We start from the raw sequence: 18313 nt of genomic DNA, 5'->3' as shown, positions 1-18313 counted from the left end.
CGGGGGCCCCACCCCCGTGCCGGACGGGCTGTACCGGCTGCGGAACGTGGGCAGCGGCCTGGTCCTGGAGGTCTACGCGGGATCGCGGCGCGCCGGCGCGAAGGTGCAGCAGGGCGCCGCGACGGACGCGCCCGGGCAGCGGTGGCAGGTGTCCGCGGTGCCGAACGGCGGCGGGCTCTACCACCTGGTCAACGCGGGGAGCGGGAAGCGGCTCGACGTCGTGAACGCCTCCACGGAGCCCGGCGCGCCCATCCAGCAGTGGCGGGCGAACAACTTCGGCGCCCAGGAGTGGATCATCGAGCAGGACCTCCAGTCGCCCGGGACGGTGACGCTGGTGAGCTTCGTCAGCGGGCTGCTCCTGGAGGTGGCGGCGGGTTCGACGGCCGAGGGCGCCGACATACGCCAGGGGGAGGACACCGACTCGCCGTTCCAGTGGTGGCGGCTGGAGCCGGCGTCCTCCTGAGCGTTCAGCCCTTGCGGGCGGTGTGGACCGTGTGGGCCGTCAGGTGGAAGAGGTCCGTGCGGTGGTGCAGGGACTGCTCGTCGGCCGGGTCGAGGAGCCGGTCGAGAGTGGCGCGGTCCTCGGCGCCCACGTGCTCGCCGAGTCCCTCGCGGAGCCGCTCGAAGTGGCTGACGGCGAGCTCGCGGACGACCTGCGGGACCGGCGCGGGCACGTCCACCAGGAAGGTGCGGGTGCCGGCCGGGGTGAGGCCCGCGGCGACGAACAGGGCGCGCCAGTCGTCCGGTTCGCGGGTGGAGCCGGGCAGCTCGGCGCGCATCCGGGCGAACCAGTCGGCGTGCTCCGCGTCGAGCCGGGCCTCCAGGCCGGGGCGGCCGATGCCGATGTCGCGGGGCAGGTGACGGGGGGCCAGCCCGCCCTCGACGAGGGCGACCAGGCCGCCCGGGCGGATCAGCTTCGCGAAGTCGGCGAGCGCGGCGCCCTGGTCGCCGATGTGGTGCAGCGAGTTCCCGGCCCACAGCAGGTCGGCCTCGCCCAGGCTTCCGGTCTCCTCCGGGAGTTCGGCGCGCAGGGTGGCGACCCGGGCGCCGAGCCCCTGGGCCTCGGCGCGGGCCCGGGCCCGCTCCAGGAGCTCCGGGGTGCCGTCGACGGCGACGGCCTCGGCGTACGGAAACGCCTCCGCGAGCACGGCGGTGATCACGCCGGGCCCGCTGCCGACGTCGAGGAGCCGGCGGACGCCGCTCGCGGGGACGAGGGTCCCGAGCCAGGCGGCCGCCTCCCGGTAGGCGGCACCGGCCACCTCGGCCTGGCTCTCGAGAAGCGGCGCGAGCCGCCCCCAGTCGAGCTCGGTGTCATGCCCGTGGGAGTGGCCGTGGTGGGCGTGGCCCGGTCCGTGGTCGTGAGCGTGGCCGCCGCCGTGCGACGGGTGGGTTTCGCGATGCTGGGTCATGGCACCAGCCTGCGCGGACCCCGCCGGAAACGCGAGAAAAGTTGCCGGTACGGCAAACGCGTCGTCGTCCGGTGGAAGCGGGGAGGGGGCGGGCGGGGCGAAGGAAGGCGCGGGCGGGCGGGGCGGGGAGAAAGTCGCGGGAGTTCGCGCGGGGTGGCTGTTAGCCTGGCCGTATGGGTGCGTTCTCCTACTACCACTTCCTCTGATTCCGGGCACCGGCCCGGTCGCCCTCGCGGCCGTGGGCCGGTTTCGTGTGCCCTTTTCCACGAACGCCCCAGAGGAAGTCACCCATGCGCGAGCGCGCCCAGCTCTCCCTTCGTCACGTCGGCGTCGCCTTCGGGGACCGTCGCGTCCTCGACCAGGTCTCGTTCACCGTCCGCCCCGGCGAGAAGGCCGTGGTCGTCGGCGAGAACGGCTCCGGCAAGTCCACCCTGCTCCGGTTGCTGGACGGAAGCCTGACGCCCGACGAGGGCGAGGTCCTCGTCCGGTTCCCGGGCTCCGTCGCCCGGCTCGCCCAGACGCTGCCGGAGACGTACCCCGTCGGCCCGGACGACACCGTCCAGGACGCCGTCGACCTCGCCCTCTCCGCACTCCGGGCCATGGAAGCCGAGTTGCGGGCCGCCGAGGCGGACCTCGGCTCGGCGGGGCCCGACGGGCTCGCCGCGTACGGCGAACTCCTCGACCGCTTCGAGGAGCGCGGCGGCTACCGCGCCGACGCCGAGGTCGCCGCCGCGCTGCAGGCCCTCGGCCTCGGCCACGTCACCGCCGAGCGGCGGCTCGCCTCCCTGTCCGGCGGAGAGCAGGCCCGGCTCGCGCTCGCCTGCGTGGTCTCCTCCGGCGCCGAGCTGCTGCTGCTCGACGAGCCGACGAACCACCTCGACCGCGACGCCGTCGACTGGCTGCGCGGACGGCTCGCCGCGCACCGGGGCACCGCGCTGGTCGTCACCCACGACCGGGCCTTCCTCACCGGCTTCGCCACCACCGTCCTGGAGGTCGACCGGGACCGCCGGACCGTGCTGCGGTACGGGGACGGCTGGGCCGGCTACCGGACCGCGAAGGCGGCCGAGCGCCGCCGCCTGGTCCAGGAGCACCTGGAGTGGCGGGAGGAGGTGGCCCGCACGGAGGAGCTGGTCGCGGCGGCGGGGCAGCGGCTCGCCGTGACCGGGAAGGATCCCCGCCAGGGCTTCGGCAAGCACCGCCGCTCCAGCGAGAACAAGCTCTCCGGGCAGGTGCGGACGGCCCGCCGCCGGCTGGAGGAGCTGCTGCGGGAGCCGGTGGCCGCGCCGCCCGAACCCCTGCGGTTCGGCGGGCGGTTCACCGGGGACGGCCCCCTCGCCGAGGTGCTGGTGGAGTTCGAGGGCGTCCGCGTCGGCGAGCGGCTCGCCGTGGACGGGCTGCGGATCGAGTCCGGCGAGCGGGTGCTGGTCTCCGGCCCCAACGGAGCAGGGAAGACGACGCTGTTGCGGCTCCTCGTCGGGGAACTCGCCCCGGAGGAAGGGGTGGTGCGCCGTACCGGCCGGGTCGGGTACCTCGCGCAGGAGCTGCCGCACTCCCCCACCCGCCGGACCGCCCTCGCGGTCTGGGCGGCGGGCAGGCCCGGACCGCCGGAGGAGCACGCCGCGGAGCTGCTGGCCCTCGGACTGCTGCGCGAGGAGGACCTGGCCGTTCCCGTGGCCGCCCTCTCCGCCGGTCAGCGCCGGCGCCTGGAACTGGCCCTGCTGGTCTCCCGCCCCGCCGACCTGCTGGTCCTGGACGAGCCGACGAACCACCTGGCGCCCGCGCTGGTGGAGGAGCTGGAGGAGGCGGTCGCCGCGTTCCCCGGGACGGTGGTCGCGGTCTCGCACGACCGGGAGTTCCGCGAGCGCTTCGCCGGCCGCCGGCTGGAGCTGGCCGGGGGCCGGGTGGCGGGCTAGGGCTTCGCGTACGCGGCCAGGCGGTACTCCGGGGCGGGGCGGGGGCGGTCCTGGTCCGGGAGGGCCGCGAGGGCGGTGGCGAGGGTGACGGTCGTGGCCGGGTCGCCGCGGAACCAGGAGGCGTAGTAGCCGGCGTGGAGCTTGCGGGCGGTGTCTTCCGGGGTCGCGCCCTGGCCGTGGCCGGTGAAGGCGGTCGTACCGGCGGGGGCGAGGCCGTGGGCGGCGGCGAGGGCGTCGACGCGCCCGGCGCGGTCGGGGGCGGCGGCGGGCGCTCGGTGCGGGCGCAGCAGGGCGTCGATGTCGCTGCCGACGTCGTGGGCGGCGTCCTTGTCGACGGTGACGGCGAGGACGCCGCCGGGGCGGAGGACCCGCGCGGCCTCGGCGACGATCTCCTCGGTGAAGGGCACCAGATGGAGCAGCCACACCGCGCAGACCGCGTCGAGGCTCGCGTCGGCGAACGGCAGCCGGCGGGCGTCGGCGCGCAGGACCCGGCCGGGGAGCCGCCGTTCGGCGGCCCGGAGCATGGCGTGGGCGGCGTCGGCGCCGAGGACCCGCAGCCCGGGCCGGGCGATCCGCTCGGTGACGAGCCCGGTGCCGCAGGCCAGGTCGAGGAGGGTGCGTGCCCCGGGCGGCAGCAGCCGCAGCACGGCCGAGGCCGCCGCCTCCGCCCGGGGCACGCCGCCCCGGGTCTCGTCGTAGTGGGCGGCCTCGGTCTCGTAGTCGAGCAGGGTGTGCGCCATGGCGGCGATCGTACGGCGCGCCCCGGGGTGACGGAGGGTCAGTGGGCTCCGTGACCGGGGGCGATGGCCTCGACGCGCTCGGCGAGGGCGAAGTCCTTCTCCGTGACGGCCCCGCCGGCCGAGTGGGTGTGGACGGCGAGGCCGACCGAGTCGTAGCCGAGCGTCAGGTCCGAGTGGTGGTTCAGCTCCTGCTGGATCCGGGCGACGTGGACGACGAGCGCGGTGGCCGCGAAGTGGTCGGGCAGACGGTAGGACCGGACCAGGCGGGCGTCCTCGACGGACCAGCCGGGGAGCTCCCGCAGTCGGTCCTCGATCTCCTTCTGCGACAGCGGCTGCGTGGACACAGGGGTGCTCCCTCCGGTCGGTGGTGCGTGGGGTGGGGTACGTGGTGCGGACGTCGCTCCCCGGGGGAACGTACCCGGGTCACCCCTCTGGGATACCGTCTGCGCATGACAACAGTGGTGAGCGACACGGGGGTCGGGCCGTTGCTGCGCGACTGGCGTGAGCGGCGGCGGCTCAGCCAGCTGGAGCTGGCGCTGCGCGCGGACTCCTCGGCGCGGCACATCTCGTTCGTCGAGACGGGGCGCTCGCGGCCGAGCGAGGAGATGATCCTCAGGCTCGCCGAGCACCTGGACGTGCCGGTGCGGGACCGCAACGCACTGCTGCTGGCGGCCGGTTACGCGCCCCGGTACGCGGAGTCGACGCTCGACGCGCCGGAGCTGGAGACGCTGCGGGAGGGCATCGCCCGGCTGCTCCGGGGGTACGAGCCGTATCCGGCGCTGGTGGTGGACGGTTCGTACACGGTGGTGGCGGCCAACCGGGCGATCGAGCTGCTGCTCGGCGGGCTGCCGGAGCACCTGCTGACGCCTCCGATGAACGTCATGCGGATCACCCTGCACCCGGAGGGCCTGGCGCCCCGGATCCGCAACCTGCGGGAGTGGCGGGCGCATCTGCTGGCCCAGATGGAGCGTCAGATCGCCTTCGCCCGCTCGGACGCGCTGCGCGCGGTGTACGAGGAGGTGGCGGCGTACCCGCCGCCGGCGCCGCACCCGGAGGACGTACCGGACCCGGAGCCGTACCCGCACCCGTACTTCGCGCTGCCGTTGCGGATCGAGCACGACGGCCGGGTGCTGTCCTTCGTGTCGTCGATCTCGACCTTCAACACGCCGATGGACGTGACCGTCGCCGAGCTGGCCATCGAGACGCTGCTCCCGGCCGACCCGGCGACGGTGGAGTACCTGCGCTCCCTGGAGGGCTGACGGCCCTTCAGCGGGTGGCGGCCCGCAGCGCGGTCCACTGGAGGAGGGCGAAGCCGGCGACGGTCGCGGCCTGCACCGGCGTCCAGACGATCCCGGCGGTGGTGGGCTCCAGCCAGGCGGCGAGGGCGACGAGGCTGAGGACGGCCCACAGCAGGTTGGCGTCCACGACCAGCTTCACGCCGGGCGCCGGGGGCTGCGGGCGGCTCGCCAGCCAGGCGACGCCGGCGGCGTAGACGGTGAGGAAGAGCCCGAGTCCGAGGAGCAGGGCGGAGTCCACACCGAGGAGTTCGCCGAGCGGGCCCGGGGCGAGGGCGTAGGCGAGTCCGTTGGCGCCGGTGACGACGGCGTCGAGGGCGAGGAAGCGGCGGAGCGCGGAGTCCGCCCGGGTGGTGCGGGCGAGACCGGCGAGCAGGGTCTGGGACATGGTGGATCACCCTCCGGAAGGGGTCGTCGGCACGTGGGGCCCGGCTCCCGGGCGGAGTGCGCCGCCCGGGTTCCGGTGCTTCAGAGCTTGCCGCCGGGGGCCGGTGCGGGTCGATTACCCGGGAGGTCATGCCGGAGTGCGGACAGTACCCGCGCGGGGCCGGGCGCCGTGTGCAGGGTGCGCGCCGGTCGGCGGCGCGGCGGGCGGGGGTGCGGGGCTCGGCGTCGGGGCCCGGGCCGGAGGGGGTTCCGGTGGACCGATCGGGGCGGGCGTGCCGGTCGGTCGAGGTCATCCGGTCACCCTCGTACGCCCGCACGGGCGGCCGCACATCGGATTCTCCGATGACCGGAGGGATCCGGCCTCCGGGGCACGACACCGGACGGCCGGACCCCCTGGTCCGTCGACCGACGGGTCGGCGGACCAGGGGGTCCGGGGCCGACGGGTCAGCCGACCGGGGGCTCGCGGTGCGGGCGCGGGCGGGCCGGATCGGCGGCCGGCACGGGGGCGGCGGCGGACGCGGGCGCGGGTTCCGCGGCCGGCGCGGGGGAGGGTTCCGGCCGGTGCTCGGCGGCGCGGCGGTCCCGGGCGGCCTCGGCGCGCAGCAGGGCCTGGAGTACGGCGTACGGGTCGGTGGGCATGGCGGTGCTCCTCGCGGGTGCGGGGTGGGTGGGGAGGGCTGCTGGAGGCGGGGCCCGTCAGCAGCGCATCACCACCTGCCGGTGCGAGGACGGACGCGGGGAGGGTACGGAGACGGGGGCGCCGGCCCGTGGGGCGCGGCGGGCGGGGCGCGGACGCGGACGCGGGCGTGCCGGGACGGGCCGGACGCGGGTGCGGCGGTGCCGGGTGCGGCCGGGGAGGCCCGCCTCGGCGGGGCCCGGCTCGTACGTCTCGCCGGCCGGGTCGGGAACGGCGGGCGCGCCGGCCGGCCGGGGTTCGGCGCCGGGACCGGCGAGGGTCGCCGCCCCGCCGTGGGCGGCGAGGACCGCGAGGACGAGGAGCGCCCCGCAGAGCAGGGCGAGGAGCCGCCGGGCGCGCGCCGGACGTCCCGCCGGAGAGGCGGGAGCGCGGTGCGGCCGGGGTGTGGGGCTCACGGTGATCCGTACTGCCCCGCCGGGCCGGGCCGCGCTCCGTCCGGGCGGGAGATCCGCCCTCCTGGGCTACGGCCCCGGGCCCGGATTCACCGGCTCGGCCGCTTCCGCCCCGGCCACCGGGGCGTCGGCGGCGCGCCTGCGAGCGGCCGTCCGGGCGTGGCCGAGGACGCCGGCGCGGAGGACCGGGACGCCCTGGCGGACGGCGGCGCAGCCGGAGTCGGCGCTCCGGAACCGGCGCTCCGGGGCCGGGCCGTCACGGCCGGGTGGGCGCACACCCGTCCGCGTCAGTGGTCGCCGTCCGGCACGACCGGCCCCTCGACCGGAAGAGTCGATTCCGGTTCTCTCTCCGGTGGGGACGTCTCCGGAGCGTCCGCCGGACGCTCCACGGGCAGCGGCACCTGCGGCCCGTCGTCCTCGCGCAGCCAGCGCCGCAGCACGCGGTGCACGTGCTCGGCACCCACCAGCTCCTCCCCCTCGCCGACCGGCGGCGACAGCTCCGGCGGGGAGAGCAGGAAGGCACGCGACTGCTCTCCGCCCAGACCCCCGTGCGAGCCGATCTGCTCCTCGAAGGCGTGCACGGTGCCCGTCGCCGGGTCGTACATGGAGTTGACCATCACGTCGGCGACGTGCGGGAAGCCGTCGGTGCGCCGGACCGCGTCGGCCGCGCCCCGGCCGAAGACCGCCAGCGGTCCGCCGTCGGCCAGCTCGGCGACCGGCACCTCGACGCCGTCGCGGGCCAGCACCACCGACCCGTGCGCGGCGCTCGCCACCAGCAGGAAGCCGATCCCCGGATGCTGGGCGAGGGTCCGCAGCAGCGCCGGATGGCGCCGGTCGATCTCCTCCTTCGTCATCCGGTGCGACACGTCGGGGAAGGAGACCAGGCCCAGGTTGCCCGAGGCGAGGACGACCGGCTCGGACGGCCGGGCGGGCAGCTCCCGCTCGGTCTCCTCGCCGGTCTCCACCGGCCGGTGGAGGGCGCTGCGCAGCGCGTCCCGGGCGGCGTCCCCGGCCTCCGCGCCGCTGCGGGTCCGGCCGACCCGGCGGGACACCGGCAGCCCGCAGCCCGCCCGTACGAGATCCTTCAGCGTCAGCCCGTACGCGCCCTCGAAGGTCTCCCCCGGGCTCTGCCCGTGGTCCGAGAGCAGCACGATCCGGTACGGCCTCGGGGCGTGCTCGGCGACCCGGGCGATCAGCGCGACCGACCGGTCGAGCCGGCGCAGCACCTGGTCGGTGTCACGGCCCTGGGGCCCCGAGTGGTGCGCCACCTCGTCGTACGCGACGAAGTCCGCGTAGACGGCGGTGCGGCCCGCGAGCATGTCGCCCATCACCGCCGCGACCACCACGTCCCGCTCGACGACGGTCGCGAAGGCGCGGACGAAGGGGTACGTGCCGCCGCGCCGGACCCGGGGCGTCTCGCGGCGCAGCCGGGCCCGGGTCGACTGCGCCGTCTCGCGCACGACCTCGTTGACGAGGGACCCGGCGGTTCGGACCGCGTTGGCCGGGTCGGAGAAGTACGCGAAGTAGCCGGCGCGCGAGCGGTTGCGACGGCCCCGGCGCGCGGCCACCGTCAGCACCAGGGCCACCTGGTCGGCGCCGCCGCTGAAGAGGTTGCCCCGGGAGGCGCCGTCGAGGCTGAGCAGCCCCCCGTCGCCGGTGCGGCGCACCGCCCGCCGCTGGAGCTCCACGGCGCTCGCCGGCCGGTTGGACACCATGAGGCGGCCGGTGTCCTTCTCGTACCAGCGGAAGGCCGGCACGTCCTCGTTGCTGCCGTGCAGGATGCCGAGCTGACTGGCGCCCGTCTGGCTCGACCAGTCCGTCCGCCACGGGGTGAGCCGGTGCCCCGCGTCCAGCCACTCCGCCACCGTCGGCATCAGCCCGTCGGCGACGGCCCGCCGCAGCACCTCGTGGCCGACGCCGTCGAGCTGGAGGAAGACCGTGCCGGGCGCGGGCACGGGGACGGACCGGGGGTCGCGGGGACGGGTCCGGCCCGTCAGCCGGTAGAGGCGCCGGCGGTACGCGTCGTCGTCGCGCACGGCGAGCCCGGTGGAGGTCGCGGACGCCACGGCGGACATCACGGCGGCGACGGCGACGGCCGTCTCCGGGTCCGCCGCGCCCCGGCCGTCCGGGATCAGCCAGAGCGCGACGAGCAGCAGCGACCCGTTGAGGAAGAAGACGAGCAGTCCGAGCACGAGCGCGGGGACGAGCAGCAGGGCGCGGACGACGAGCGGCCAGACGAGCGCGGTCAGCAGACCGAAGGCGCCGGCGGCCCAGGCGGCGGTGAGGGCCGTACGGGTGAAGCTGTCGCCGTCGGGGGACTGGAGCTGGAAGTCGGGCAGCAGCCCGGCCAGCACCAGCAGCGTGACGGTGGACACCGCCCACACGCTCACCACCCGCACGGCGGCCCGCCCCGCCCCACGCCATCGCCCGTACCCCACGCCACCCGACCTTCCGCCCAAACGTCCCTCCACCCTGACATACCTCCCCGGGAACCGGCCCCGGGTCACGCGCGGGCCCGGGCGGGGGCGGTGAGGGGAGCGGGAGCGGCCCGCGCGGGACGGGGGCGGTGGCGTACGGGGGCCAGGGGCCGGGGGTCGGGTGTCAGGGGCCGGGGGTCAGGTGCCGTCGTAGCCCGCCGTGGGCATGGAGAGGCGGCGGTGGACGGCCGCCTTGGCCGCCGAGTCGTACCGCGGCGGCGGCCCGTCCGCCGTCTCGACGCGGACGCCCCGCCGCGCGCACTCCGCGCGGAACGCCGGCACCGACGTCAGCGCCCGCGCCAGCACGCGCTCGTTCGCCGCGACGAAGACGTCGACCTCGCCGGAGTCGACGTCGGCCCAGAGCTCGCCGTGGTCGGGGCGGACGCCGTAGCAGTGGAGCTCGCGCGCGAGGACGTAACCGCGTTCGACCGCCCAGCGGGCGCACACCGCGTGCTGGCCGCGCGTGTCGACGAGGAAGGGGTCGGAATCGAGCTCTTCGAGCGGGGTGAGGCTGGCGATCGCCGCGACCCGGACGTCGTTCATGGGCAGACCCTACTGCCCGGCGCGACCGCACGGGAGGGCCGCCGGGCCTCTACTCTCGACAGGAGGGAACGCGCGGGGCGAACGCGCGGGGCGAAGGAAGGGCGGCATGCCGGTGGAGGTCACCTGGTGGGGGCACGCGACCTGCACGGTCGAGGACTCCGGGGTCCGGTTCCTCACCGACCCGCTGTTCGCCCGGCGTCTCGCGCATCTGCGGCGGCGCCGGGGCACCCCGCCTCCCCCGGAGGCGACCGTCGCCGAGGCGGTCCTCGTCTCGCACCTCCACTCCGACCACCTGCACCTGCCGTCACTGGCCCGGCTCGCGCCGGGGACCCGGGTCCTGGTGCCGCGGGGCGCGCCCGACGCCGTACCGGGTCTGCGGCGGCTGGCGGGGGCGGGGCTGCGGCTGACGGAGGTGGCGCCGGGCGACGAGGTGACCGTGGAGGGCGTGACCGTGCGGGCCGTGCCGGCACGGCACGACGGGCGGCGGCTGCCGTTCGGTCCGCACCGCTCCCCCGCCCTCGGGTACGTCGTCGAGGGCGAGGCCCGGACCTACTTCGCCGGGGACACCGGGCTGTTCGACGCCATGACGGAGGCGGTCGGGCCGGTGGACGTGGCGCTGCTGCCGGTCGGCGGCTGGGGGCCGTACCTGGGGCAGGGGCATCTGGACGCGACGCGGGCGGCCGAGGCGCTCGCCGCCCTGTCGCCCGCCGCGGCGGTGCCGGTGCACTACGGCACGTACTGGCCGATCGGCATGGACGGGGTCCGGCCGCACGAGTTCCACGCTCCGGGCGACGAGTTCGTCCGCCACGCGGCCCGGCTGGCGCCGAAGGTGGCGGTGCACCGGCTGGAGCACGGCGAGCGGGTGCGGCCGGAGGTCGCCCGGTGACGGGTGGTCTGCTGGCCGCGGTCCGGGACCTGCCGCCGGAGTCGACGCAGCAGGCGGTCGGGTACCCGTCGCTGTTCCTCCTGGTGGCCCTGGGCGCCCTGGTGCCGGTGGTGCCGACGGGCGCGATCGTCAGCTCGGCGGCGGTGGTCGCCTTCCACCAGTCCTCGCCCCTCTCCCTGCTCGTCGTCTTCCTGGTGGCCTCCGCCGCCGCCTTCCTCGGCGACCTGGCCCTCTACTGGCTGGGGCAGCGCGGGGTCCGGTCGAAGAACGGCTCCCGGTGGCTGGCCGCCCTGCGCGGCCGGGTCACCCAGGACCGGCTGGCCCAGGCCCAGGACCGCCTGGACACCCACCAGGTGTCGGTCCTCGTCCTCTCCCGGCTGATCCCGGCCGGCCGCATCCCGGTGATGCTGGCCTGCCTCCTGGCCCACATGCCGCTGCGCCGCTTCGCCCGGGGCGACGCGGCGGCCTGTCTCGCCTGGGCGGCGACGTACCAGCTCATCGGCATCCTCGGCGGCTCCCTCTTCCCGGAGCCCTGGCAGGGCGTCGTCGCCGCGGTCGCCCTGACGCTCCTGATCAGCGCGGTTCCGGCGGTGTGGCGGCGGCTGCGGGGCGGCGGCCGGCACGGCGGGCTACGGCACGAGGACGCGTGAGCCGCCGATCGGGAGGGTCCACAGGTCCTCGGGGGGCAGACCGGCGCGGGCCCAGGCGGCGCGGACCCGGGTGAGGGGTTCCAGGACGGGTTCGGAGGAGAGCGCGAAGGTGGCCCAGTGCATGGGGGCCATCCGGCGGGCGCCCAGGTCCTGGTGGGCGCGGACGGCCTCCTCGGGGTCGGTGTGGACGTCGCGGAGCCACCAGCGCGGGTCGTAGGCGCCGATGGGGAGCAGCGCGAGGTCGATGCCGGGGTGGCGGCGGCCGATCTCGGCGAACCAGTGGCCGTATCCGGTGTCCCCGGCGAAGTGGACGCGGTGGCCGGCGGGGTCGGTGAGCACCCAACCGCCCCACAGGGAGCGGCAGGTGTCCAGGAGGGTGCGCTTGGACCAGTGGTGGGCGGGGACGAAGTCGAAGCGTACGCCGTCGAGTTCGGCCGCCTCCCACCAGTCGAGCTCGGTGACCCGGGTGAAGTCGCGGCGGACGAACCAGCGGCCGAGGCCGGCGGGGACGAGGACCGGGGTGGCGCGCGGGAGGCGCCGGAGGGTGGGGGCGTCGAGGTGGTCGAAGTGGTTGTGGCTGATGACCACGGCGTCGACCGGCGGCAGGTCCTCCCAGCGGACGCCGACCGGGGTGAGGCGGGCGGGGGTGCCGAGGATCCGGCGGGACCAGACGGGGTCGGTGAGGACGGTGAGGCCGCCGACGCGGAGGATCCAGCTGGCGTGTCCGGCCCAGGTGACGGCGACCGTGCCGGGGCCGGCGGGGGGCAGCGGGCCGGGTTCGAAGGGCAGGAGCGGGACGTCCCGGAGGCCTTCGGGGCGGGGGCGCACGGCGCCTTCGCGGGCGAGCCGGGCGAGGGCGCGGACGCCGGGCAGGGGCGCGGTGAGCCGGTCGGCGAAGGTGCGGGGCCAGTCCTCGCGGAGCCGGCCGAGCGGCTGGAGCACGGAGGTGGGGAGCGCGGCCGGGTGCGGGGCCTCGGTGGCCGGGGCGGGGCGGGCCGTCCGTTCGGTCATCTGCGGGCTCCGTTCTGCGCGGCGGGGTCGGCCAGGTCGTCGAGGACGGCGGCGAGGGCGGCCAGGGCCCTGACCGCCTGGGGCAGTTGTTCGGGTGCGCGGGCGGCGAGGGCCTCGGCGCGCTCGGGCGGGGTGGTGCCGAGCAGCGGGCCGGTGTCGAGGCGGACGCGCAGGGCGTCGGGTTCGTCGCCGAAGCGGTGGCCGCCGGGGACGGGTCCGCCGAGGCGGGCGGTGAGGTACTGCTCCAGCTCGGTCGAGTCGGTGACGTCCCGGGCGGCGAGTCCGGCGCGGAGCGGCCCGAGGTCGGCGTAGAGGTGGCGGCCGGCCTGCGGGGGCCGGGCGAGGGCGCCGGCGGCGAGGACGGCGCGGTGCGCGGCGGCGGCGAGCCGGCCGTGGACGGCGGCGGCGCGCAGGGCCGGTACGGAGACGTCCTCGGGTTCGTCGAGGGCGTGGGCGGCGGCGGGGGCGACGGGGGCGGGCAGCACGGCGCCGAGGGCGGTGAGGACGTCGAGGGCGCGGGCGCGGGGGTCGCCGTAGCGGTCGGCGCGGGCGGCGCCGGTGGGAGGGAGGCGGGCGATCGCGCAGGGCCAGGAGGCGGGGACGAGTCCGCCGCCGGCGAGGTCGGCGAGGACGGTGACGTCGTCGGGGCACATCTCCGCGGGGCTGATCAGGACGGTGTCCCGGGGGTGGTGGAGGGTGTCGCGCCAGGTCTCGTCGCTGATGACGTGGAGGCCCTCGGCGACGGCGGCCTCGCAGCTCTCGCGGACGAGTTCGGGCGGGGCGACGGTGGCCGTGGGGTCGTCGGCGACGGAGAGGAGCAGCACGCGGGGGTCGCCGCCCTCGGCGCGGACCCGGCGGACGGTCTCCAGGAGGGCGTAGGGATCGGGGACGCCGCCGGCCTCGGCGGTGGTGGGCACGTGGTAAGCGGGCCGGTCGAGGAGCCGGATCTGCGGGGTCCACCAGGCGGGGCAGGGCCGGGGCAGCAGCACGTCGCCGCCGTGGGCGGCGAGGAGGGCGAGGAGCAGGGCGGGGGCGCCGGGGGCGGCGAGGGTGTCCTCGGCGTGGCAGCGCAGGCCGCGGCGCCACCAGTAGCCGGCGGCCGACTCGCGCAGGACGGGTCCGCCGCCGGGCGGTTCGGGGTCGGTCCGGCCGGCGGCGGCCGCGAGGAGGGCGGCGAGCCCCGGGGGGACGGGACGGCCGCTCTCGGGCGCGGGAGGGCCGTAGCGCACCGGGCCGCGGCCTTCCGGAGCCGTCTCCCGCATGTCCCGTACCTCCTGAGCGCGCGGGGCGCCGGGCACGGCGTCCCCGTGCCCTTTATACGGAGGTTCGCCCCCTCCCGCCCGTTCAGACGACGGTGATCGGGTGACGGACGACGGCGCCGAAGAGGTAGCCCTGGGTGTTGTGGACGGCGGTGTCGGGCTGGACGTTCCCGGCGGCGTCGGTGGTGCGGGAGAGGAGGGTGACGGGCCCGGTGCGCGCGGGTCGCCAGGGCAGCGACCAGCGGACCCAGGCCCCGCGACGGGGGCCGTCGTGGAGACGGGCGGGGCGCCAGCCGGCGCCGCCGTCGGTGGAGACGTCGACGGAGCGGACGGGGGCGTGGGCGGACCAGGCGCGGCCGGTGAGCCGGTGGACCCTGCCCGCCTCCAGGGTGGCGCCGAAGGGCAGCTGGTAGCCGGACTTGAGGGTCTGCCGCGCGATCGGGGCGCTGCCGCCGGCCGGGTGGGCCTCGCCGAAGAGGCGGTACCAGTCGGTGGACCAGGGGCTGGTGAGCGGGCGGGTGGCGACCTCGATGTCGCCGAGCCACTTGATGGAGGCGATGCCGACCCAGTTCGGCACGATGAGCCGGACGGGGTGCCCGTGGTCGTACGGGAGGGGTTCGCCGTTCATCTCGTACGCGAGGATCACGTCGTCCAGCGCCTTGGCGACGGGCAGCGGGCGGCGGACCCGGCCGTAGTCGGTGGAGCCGGAGACGTACGGGTCGTCCAGTCCGCGCGGCAGGAGGTCGACGGCGTCGTGGGCGAGTCCGGCGCGGCGCAGCACCTCGCCTAGCCGGACGCCTCGCCAGCGGGCGGCGCCGACGGCGCCGAGCGTCCAGGCGGTGCCGGAGACGGGCTGCCCCTGCTGGGTGGTGTAGAGGCTGCGCCCGTTGCCGGCGCATTCGACGAGGGCCGTCCGGGTGACCGAGGGCAGGTCGCGGAGCTGTCCGTAGGTGAAGTGGACGGGGGTGCGGCCGTGGAGTCCGTCGCCCCAGAGGGTGAGCCGCCAGTCGGCGGCGTCGAGGACGGGCGTGGAGGTGTGGTTGCGGACGAAGAAGCGGTCGGCGGGCGTGAGGAAGCCGGTGTCGCCGAAGGCGTCGAACCGGGCCTCGGCGTTGGTCCCGCGCACGGTGAAGTACGCGTCGGACAGCGGCTTGACGATGCCGGGCGCGGCGGAGGCGGTGGGGGCGGCCGGGACGGCGGGTCCGCCGGTGGCGGCCGCGGCCGGGGTGGCGGAGGCGCCGAGCGCGGCCGCGGCCGGGGTGACGGCGAGGGCCTTCAGGAGCGTTCGGCGGGCGGGCGCGGACGGGTGCGGCACGGGACTCCTCGGCGCGGTCACGGGTCGGTCCGCCGGGCGGCGGCGGGCCGATCGTAGGGGCGCGCGGGGCGGCCCGGGCGGGATCCGGGGCACTGTTCACGAGGCTGTCACGGGAAAGGCCGAAAAGGGCGCGGCGGCGGCCCGGTTTCCCCCACGGTCCGGGCCGCCCCGCGCGGTACGCGCCCCCGTGCGCGTCCCCCCACCCGGAAAGATATAGAAGTCCTTTCTAGAAACCAACTCCAATCTCGATCCTTCCGGAGCGGTCCGGAAAGACCCGCCCCCAACTCCACTCCGAAAGGCGTCCGTTCACCTCGGACCACCCTTCCGTGTTGTCCACATAACAAGACGCCAGTCTCGCCATCCGGCGGATGGCCGTACCGTGGAGGCACCCACCCACACCAAGGGAGCCGGTTCCATGACGCAGCAGCCCGCCGTCTACACCCACGGCCACCACGAGTCGGTCCTCCGGTCGCACACCTGGCGCACCGCCGCCAACTCGGCCGCCTACCTGCTGGACGAACTGCGCCCCGGGCTCGACGTGCTGGACGTCGGCTGCGGACCCGGCACGATCACGGCCGACCTGGCCGCGCTGGTCGCCCCGGGACGGGTGACCGCCGTGGACACCTCCGCGGACGTCCTGGCCAAGGCCCGCGCGACAGCCGCCGAACGGGGCCTGGACAACGTGGAGTTCAAGGTGGCGGACGTCAACGCCCTGGACTTCCCCGACGACTCCTTCGACGTCGTCCACGCCCACCAGGTGCTCCAGCACGTGAGCGACCCGGTGGGGGCGCTGCGCGAGATGCGCCGCGTCTGCCGGCCAGGCGGAGTGGTCGCGGCCCGCGACAGCGACTACGGCGCCTTCACCTGGTATCCCGAACGGCCCGCGCTGGACGGCTGGCTGGACCTGTACCACCGGGTGGCGCGCGCCAACGGCGGCGAACCCGACGCCGGACGGCGGCTGTTCGCCTGGGCCCGGCGGGCCGGTCTCACCGGCGTCACCGTCACGACGACCGCCTGGACCTTCGCCACCCCCGACGAGCGGGCCTGGTGGAGCGGCCTGTGGGCGGACCGCACGACCTCCTCCTCCTACGCGGACCTGGCGGTCGAGGGCGGCCACGCCACCAGGGCCGAGCTGGAGGAGATCGGCGCGGCCTGGCGCGAGTGGGGCGCCCTGGAGGACGCCTCCTTCTTCGTGCCGCACGGCGAGATCCTCTGCCGCGTCCCCTGACCGGGGGACGGTCTACGGCCGCATGCGGAACTCGTAGGCGGCCGGGAGGGGTTCGTCGGTGAGACGGGCCCACAGGTAGCCGAGGATCTCGGCGCCCTCGCGGAGGTCCGGGACCTCGAAACCCGCGTCGAAGACGGCCCGGGCCTCGTCCGGCCGCCGCTCGGCGAGGAGCAGCCGGGCCTCCAGGAGACGGAAGGCGCCCCGGGCGCGCACCTCCCCGGGCAGCGCCCGCCACAGGACGCGGGCCCGGTCGGTCCGGCCCGTCGCGAGCTGGGCGTCGACGGCCTCGCGGGTCAGTGCGGCCGCCGCCGTCACGGCGGCCGGCCCGTCGACCGTCCCGTCCAGCTCCGCGCACGCCTCGGCGAAGCGGTCGGCGGCCCGCTCCGGGTGCCCGTCCTCACGGTCGGCGACGGCGAGGCAGTACAGCAGCGGCCAGCGCACGGCCGCCCCGGCCAGCCCCCGTTCCCAGCTGCGTACCGCCTGGGCCCGGTCGCCCGCGTGCCACTGGGCGATGCCGAGGTGGTACTCGGTGGACGGGTCGGCGGGCGCGGTCTCCAGCATGTCCCGCCAGGCCGGGGCGGTCTGCGGCGGGAACGGCACGCCGCCCTCGGCGGGCGCCGGCAGGACGCCGGTGCGCAGGAGGGCGAGCCAGGGTTCCTGCCCGGCGCCGAGGGTGGACTCCGGGAAGGGGGTGCCGGGAAGGGCGTGGCCGGCCCGCAGGACCTCCAGGGCGCCCCAGCCGGAACCCGCCGCCAGGACCGCTTCCGGGGCCGGGTCCGTGTCGGCGGCCCGGTCGCGCCAGGCCGCGTGCGCGGTGTCGACGGCGGTACGCGGCAGGGCCAGGTCGAGGGCGCGCTCGGCCTCGGCGCCGGCGGCCGCCCAGTCGGGGCCGAGCGCGGTGGCCGGATCGGCGGCCAGCGGTCCGTACGCCTCCAGCCAGCTCAGTTCCGCCCCGGGGGCGAGTTCGAGGTGTTCGAGCTGGGTGCGGGCGAGCCCCGCCTGGATCTCGGCGTACCCCTCGGTCCCCGGCTCGGTGAGCCATTCCTGCCAGCGGCGGCCACCGGGGCCGGTGCCCCAGACGAAGAGCTTGCGGCCGCGCAGCGGGTCGGTGGAGGTCTGGACGAGGCCGGTGCCGTCCTCGTCGAGGGCGGCGATCCAGCGGCGCCGGCCGTCCGGGACGTCGTAGAACCAGTCGGCGGCGTGGGTGCTGTGCCCGGGCCTGGAGCGGTCGGTGCCGTCCTCCCCCGCCGGTACGGGGACCCTGCGCAGGCCGCGTTCGTAGCCGTGGTGCCAGGCGGTGTCGGCCGGGGCGAGGATCCGGCGGCGCTCGGGGACGGCGGTGTTGGACCACCAGTAGACGGGCGCGGGCCGCTCGTGCGGATTGCGGATCCGGACGCCGACGAGGAGGAAGTCGGAGCCCTCGGGCAGCCACAGGTCGACCTGGAAGGGCAGGTCGCGCAGCCGCTCCCACTCCCAGAGCCGGAGCATCGGGGTGCCGTCGGGGGCGGGGACGGTCGCCGCGTGCACCGGGGCGCAGGAGAGGGTGGTGTGGCCGGTGGCACCGGTGTTCCACTCGATGCCGCCGGAGAACCAGGCGCCGTTGAGGGCGAAGGCGGCGGGCTGGAACACCGGGTTGCGGTAGACGAGCTCGCGGCCGGTGGCCTTGGAGTGGAGGGAGTGGATCCGGCCTCCGAGCCCGGGCAGGACGGTGACCCGCAGCCGGTCGTTCTCCAGGACGAGGGCGTCGAGGGCGGTCTCGGCGCGGTCCCGGCCGTAGCCGTCGCGGACCGGCGCGGGCAGCAGGCTGCGCAGCGGCGCCCGGCCGATGCCCCGCGCCATCTCGCGCGGCAGCGCGGCGAGTTCGTCCGCCCCGAGGGCGTGCGCCGGGCCGGGGACGCGGAGCGCGGGCAGCGGGTTGTCCGGGCCGAGCGGGGCCGCGGGGAGGGTGAGCACGGCACGTCGTACGGTCGTCATCCGCCCATGGAACACGCCGGGACGCGCCCTGAACAGAGTGCGTGACCAGCGGTTACGGCCGTGGTCCGGCCGCGGTTTATTGGCGCGCGCCCGGTCCGGTCCGCGGCCTAGGGTGGAGGGTCGTCCGCCGCCGGGGC

The 18313-nt window shown here is 76.8% G+C and carries 18 protein-coding genes; 6 read left to right on the top strand and 12 right to left on the bottom strand.

The genetic code is table 11. The annotated features are described in order from the left end of the window. Positions 1 to 16 precede the first annotated feature (16 nt). Positions 17 to 463, top strand: coding sequence for an RICIN domain-containing protein (locus ACFQ8C_RS14930; RefSeq protein WP_383456663.1), 447 nt, complete (start codon positions 17 to 19; stop codon positions 461 to 463). A gap of 4 nt (positions 464 to 467) precedes the next feature. Here the strand turns inward: ACFQ8C_RS14930 and ACFQ8C_RS14925 are convergent, their stop codons facing one another. Next, positions 468 to 1409 carry a class I SAM-dependent methyltransferase gene (locus ACFQ8C_RS14925; RefSeq protein ID WP_383456660.1) on the bottom strand — a complete coding sequence of 314 codons (942 nt, stop codon included), beginning with the start codon at positions 1407 to 1409 and terminating at the stop codon, positions 468 to 470. Between the two features lie 290 nt (positions 1410 to 1699). Between ACFQ8C_RS14925 and ACFQ8C_RS14920 the strand changes: the two genes are divergently transcribed. Next, on the top strand, positions 1700 to 3322 hold the full coding sequence (locus tag ACFQ8C_RS14920) for an ABC-F family ATP-binding cassette domain-containing protein (protein WP_383456658.1): 1623 nt from the start codon (positions 1700 to 1702) through the stop codon (positions 3320 to 3322). Here ACFQ8C_RS14920 and ACFQ8C_RS14915 read toward each other — a convergent pair. Then, entirely contained in the window at positions 3319 to 4050 is a 732-nt protein-coding gene (locus tag ACFQ8C_RS14915; RefSeq protein WP_383456701.1) for a class I SAM-dependent methyltransferase, read from the bottom strand. The two genes, ACFQ8C_RS14920 and ACFQ8C_RS14915, sit on opposite strands and share 4 nt — an antisense overlap. Before the next feature lie 50 nt (positions 4051 to 4100). Next, positions 4101 to 4406: a 4a-hydroxytetrahydrobiopterin dehydratase gene (locus tag ACFQ8C_RS14910; RefSeq protein WP_383456655.1), complete on the bottom strand. Its 306-nt coding sequence runs from the start codon at positions 4404 to 4406 to the stop codon at positions 4101 to 4103. Between the two features lie 105 nt (positions 4407 to 4511). Between ACFQ8C_RS14910 and ACFQ8C_RS14905 the strand changes: the two genes are divergently transcribed. Then, positions 4512 to 5321 (top strand): helix-turn-helix domain-containing protein, encoded by an 810-nt coding sequence (locus ACFQ8C_RS14905; RefSeq protein ID WP_383456652.1) that lies wholly within the window; start codon positions 4512 to 4514, stop codon positions 5319 to 5321. Positions 5322 to 5328: 7 nt separating this feature from the next. Here the strand turns inward: ACFQ8C_RS14905 and ACFQ8C_RS14900 are convergent, their stop codons facing one another. The 5 genes from ACFQ8C_RS14900 to ACFQ8C_RS14880 form a co-directional block, all read right to left on the bottom strand. After that, positions 5329 to 5745 carry a hypothetical protein gene (locus tag ACFQ8C_RS14900; protein ID WP_383456650.1) on the bottom strand — a complete coding sequence of 139 codons (417 nt, stop codon included), beginning with the start codon at positions 5743 to 5745 and terminating at the stop codon, positions 5329 to 5331. A gap of 443 nt (positions 5746 to 6188) precedes the next feature. Beyond that, positions 6189 to 6383, bottom strand: a complete 195-nt coding sequence (locus ACFQ8C_RS14895; protein ID WP_383456647.1) for a hypothetical protein — start codon at positions 6381 to 6383, stop codon at positions 6189 to 6191. Positions 6384 to 6440: 57 nt separating this feature from the next. Next, complete coding sequence (locus ACFQ8C_RS14890; RefSeq protein ID WP_383456644.1) at positions 6441 to 6836, bottom strand: hypothetical protein; 396 nt, start codon at positions 6834 to 6836, stop codon at positions 6441 to 6443. 284 nt (positions 6837 to 7120) lie between these two features. Beyond that, on the bottom strand, positions 7121 to 9271 hold the full coding sequence (locus ACFQ8C_RS14885) for a phage holin family protein (protein ID WP_383456642.1): 2151 nt from the start codon (positions 9269 to 9271) through the stop codon (positions 7121 to 7123). 177 nt (positions 9272 to 9448) lie between these two features. After that, entirely contained in the window at positions 9449 to 9853 is a 405-nt protein-coding gene (locus ACFQ8C_RS14880) for a hypothetical protein (protein ID WP_383456639.1), read from the bottom strand. A 106-nt stretch (positions 9854 to 9959) separates the two neighbouring features. Between ACFQ8C_RS14880 and ACFQ8C_RS14875 the strand changes: the two genes are divergently transcribed. Both ACFQ8C_RS14875 and ACFQ8C_RS14870 read left to right on the top strand, forming a co-directional pair. Next, positions 9960 to 10739 carry an MBL fold metallo-hydrolase gene (locus tag ACFQ8C_RS14875; RefSeq protein ID WP_383456636.1) on the top strand — a complete coding sequence of 260 codons (780 nt, stop codon included), beginning with the start codon at positions 9960 to 9962 and terminating at the stop codon, positions 10737 to 10739. Then, on the top strand, positions 10736 to 11389 hold the full coding sequence (locus tag ACFQ8C_RS14870) for a DedA family protein (RefSeq protein ID WP_383456634.1): 654 nt from the start codon (positions 10736 to 10738) through the stop codon (positions 11387 to 11389). Before ACFQ8C_RS14875 ends, ACFQ8C_RS14870 begins: the two co-directional genes overlap by 4 nt. Here ACFQ8C_RS14870 and ACFQ8C_RS14865 read toward each other — a convergent pair. The 3 genes from ACFQ8C_RS14865 to ACFQ8C_RS14855 form a co-directional block, all read right to left on the bottom strand. Next, positions 11369 to 12400 carry an MBL fold metallo-hydrolase gene (locus ACFQ8C_RS14865; RefSeq protein WP_383456632.1) on the bottom strand — a complete coding sequence of 344 codons (1032 nt, stop codon included), beginning with the start codon at positions 12398 to 12400 and terminating at the stop codon, positions 11369 to 11371. The genes ACFQ8C_RS14870 and ACFQ8C_RS14865 overlap by 21 nt on opposite strands. Next, a complete protein-coding gene (locus tag ACFQ8C_RS14860) occupies positions 12397 to 13662 on the bottom strand; it encodes an aminotransferase class I/II-fold pyridoxal phosphate-dependent enzyme (protein WP_383456629.1) in 1266 nt (421 codons plus the stop codon). The genes ACFQ8C_RS14865 and ACFQ8C_RS14860 overlap by 4 nt, the downstream gene beginning before the upstream one ends. 82 nt (positions 13663 to 13744) lie before the next feature. Further along, positions 13745 to 14974: a sulfite oxidase gene (locus tag ACFQ8C_RS14855; RefSeq protein WP_383456627.1), complete on the bottom strand. Its 1230-nt coding sequence runs from the start codon at positions 14972 to 14974 to the stop codon at positions 13745 to 13747. 415 nt (positions 14975 to 15389) lie between these two features. On the opposite strand from ACFQ8C_RS14855, the gene ACFQ8C_RS14850 reads away from it, so the two are divergent. After that, entirely contained in the window at positions 15390 to 16202 is an 813-nt protein-coding gene (locus ACFQ8C_RS14850; RefSeq protein ID WP_383456625.1) for a methyltransferase domain-containing protein, read from the top strand. Positions 16203 to 16214: 12 nt separating this feature from the next. Here ACFQ8C_RS14850 and ACFQ8C_RS14845 read toward each other — a convergent pair whose 3' ends face one another. Beyond that, on the bottom strand, positions 16215 to 18176 hold the full coding sequence (locus tag ACFQ8C_RS14845; protein WP_383456622.1) for a DUF5107 domain-containing protein: 1962 nt from the start codon (positions 18174 to 18176) through the stop codon (positions 16215 to 16217). Between the last annotated feature and the right edge of the window lie 137 nt (positions 18177 to 18313).

The organism is Streptomyces sp. NPDC056503 (assembly GCF_042794995.1).
Lineage (GTDB): Bacteria > Actinomycetota > Actinomycetes > Streptomycetales > Streptomycetaceae > Streptomyces.
Note: the sequence above shows the minus strand (reverse complement) of the source record. Positions and strands in the feature narration are given on the sequence as shown.

Excerpts from the sequence above, each read along its gene's own strand:
- ACFQ8C_RS14925 (WP_383456660.1), bottom strand. The coding sequence starts at position 1,409 with ATGACCCAGCATCGCGAAACCCACCCGTCGCACGGCGGCGGCCACGCT.
- ACFQ8C_RS14920 (WP_383456658.1), top strand. The coding sequence starts at position 1,700 with ATGCGCGAGCGCGCCCAGCTCTCCCTTCGTCACGTCGGCGTCGCCTTC.
- ACFQ8C_RS14905 (WP_383456652.1), top strand. The coding sequence starts at position 4,512 with ATGACAACAGTGGTGAGCGACACGGGGGTCGGGCCGTTGCTGCGCGAC.
- ACFQ8C_RS14900 (WP_383456650.1), bottom strand. The coding sequence starts at position 5,745 with ATGTCCCAGACCCTGCTCGCCGGTCTCGCCCGCACCACCCGGGCGGAC.
- ACFQ8C_RS14895 (WP_383456647.1), bottom strand. The coding sequence starts at position 6,383 with ATGCCCACCGACCCGTACGCCGTACTCCAGGCCCTGCTGCGCGCCGAG.
- ACFQ8C_RS14880 (WP_383456639.1), bottom strand. The coding sequence starts at position 9,853 with ATGAACGACGTCCGGGTCGCGGCGATCGCCAGCCTCACCCCGCTCGAA.
- ACFQ8C_RS14875 (WP_383456636.1), top strand. The coding sequence starts at position 9,960 with ATGCCGGTGGAGGTCACCTGGTGGGGGCACGCGACCTGCACGGTCGAG.
- ACFQ8C_RS14865 (WP_383456632.1), bottom strand. The coding sequence starts at position 12,400 with ATGACCGAACGGACGGCCCGCCCCGCCCCGGCCACCGAGGCCCCGCAC.
- ACFQ8C_RS14860 (WP_383456629.1), bottom strand. The coding sequence starts at position 13,662 with ATGCGGGAGACGGCTCCGGAAGGCCGCGGCCCGGTGCGCTACGGCCCT.
- ACFQ8C_RS14850 (WP_383456625.1), top strand. The coding sequence starts at position 15,390 with ATGACGCAGCAGCCCGCCGTCTACACCCACGGCCACCACGAGTCGGTC.
- ACFQ8C_RS14845 (WP_383456622.1), bottom strand. The coding sequence starts at position 18,176 with ATGACGACCGTACGACGTGCCGTGCTCACCCTCCCCGCGGCCCCGCTC.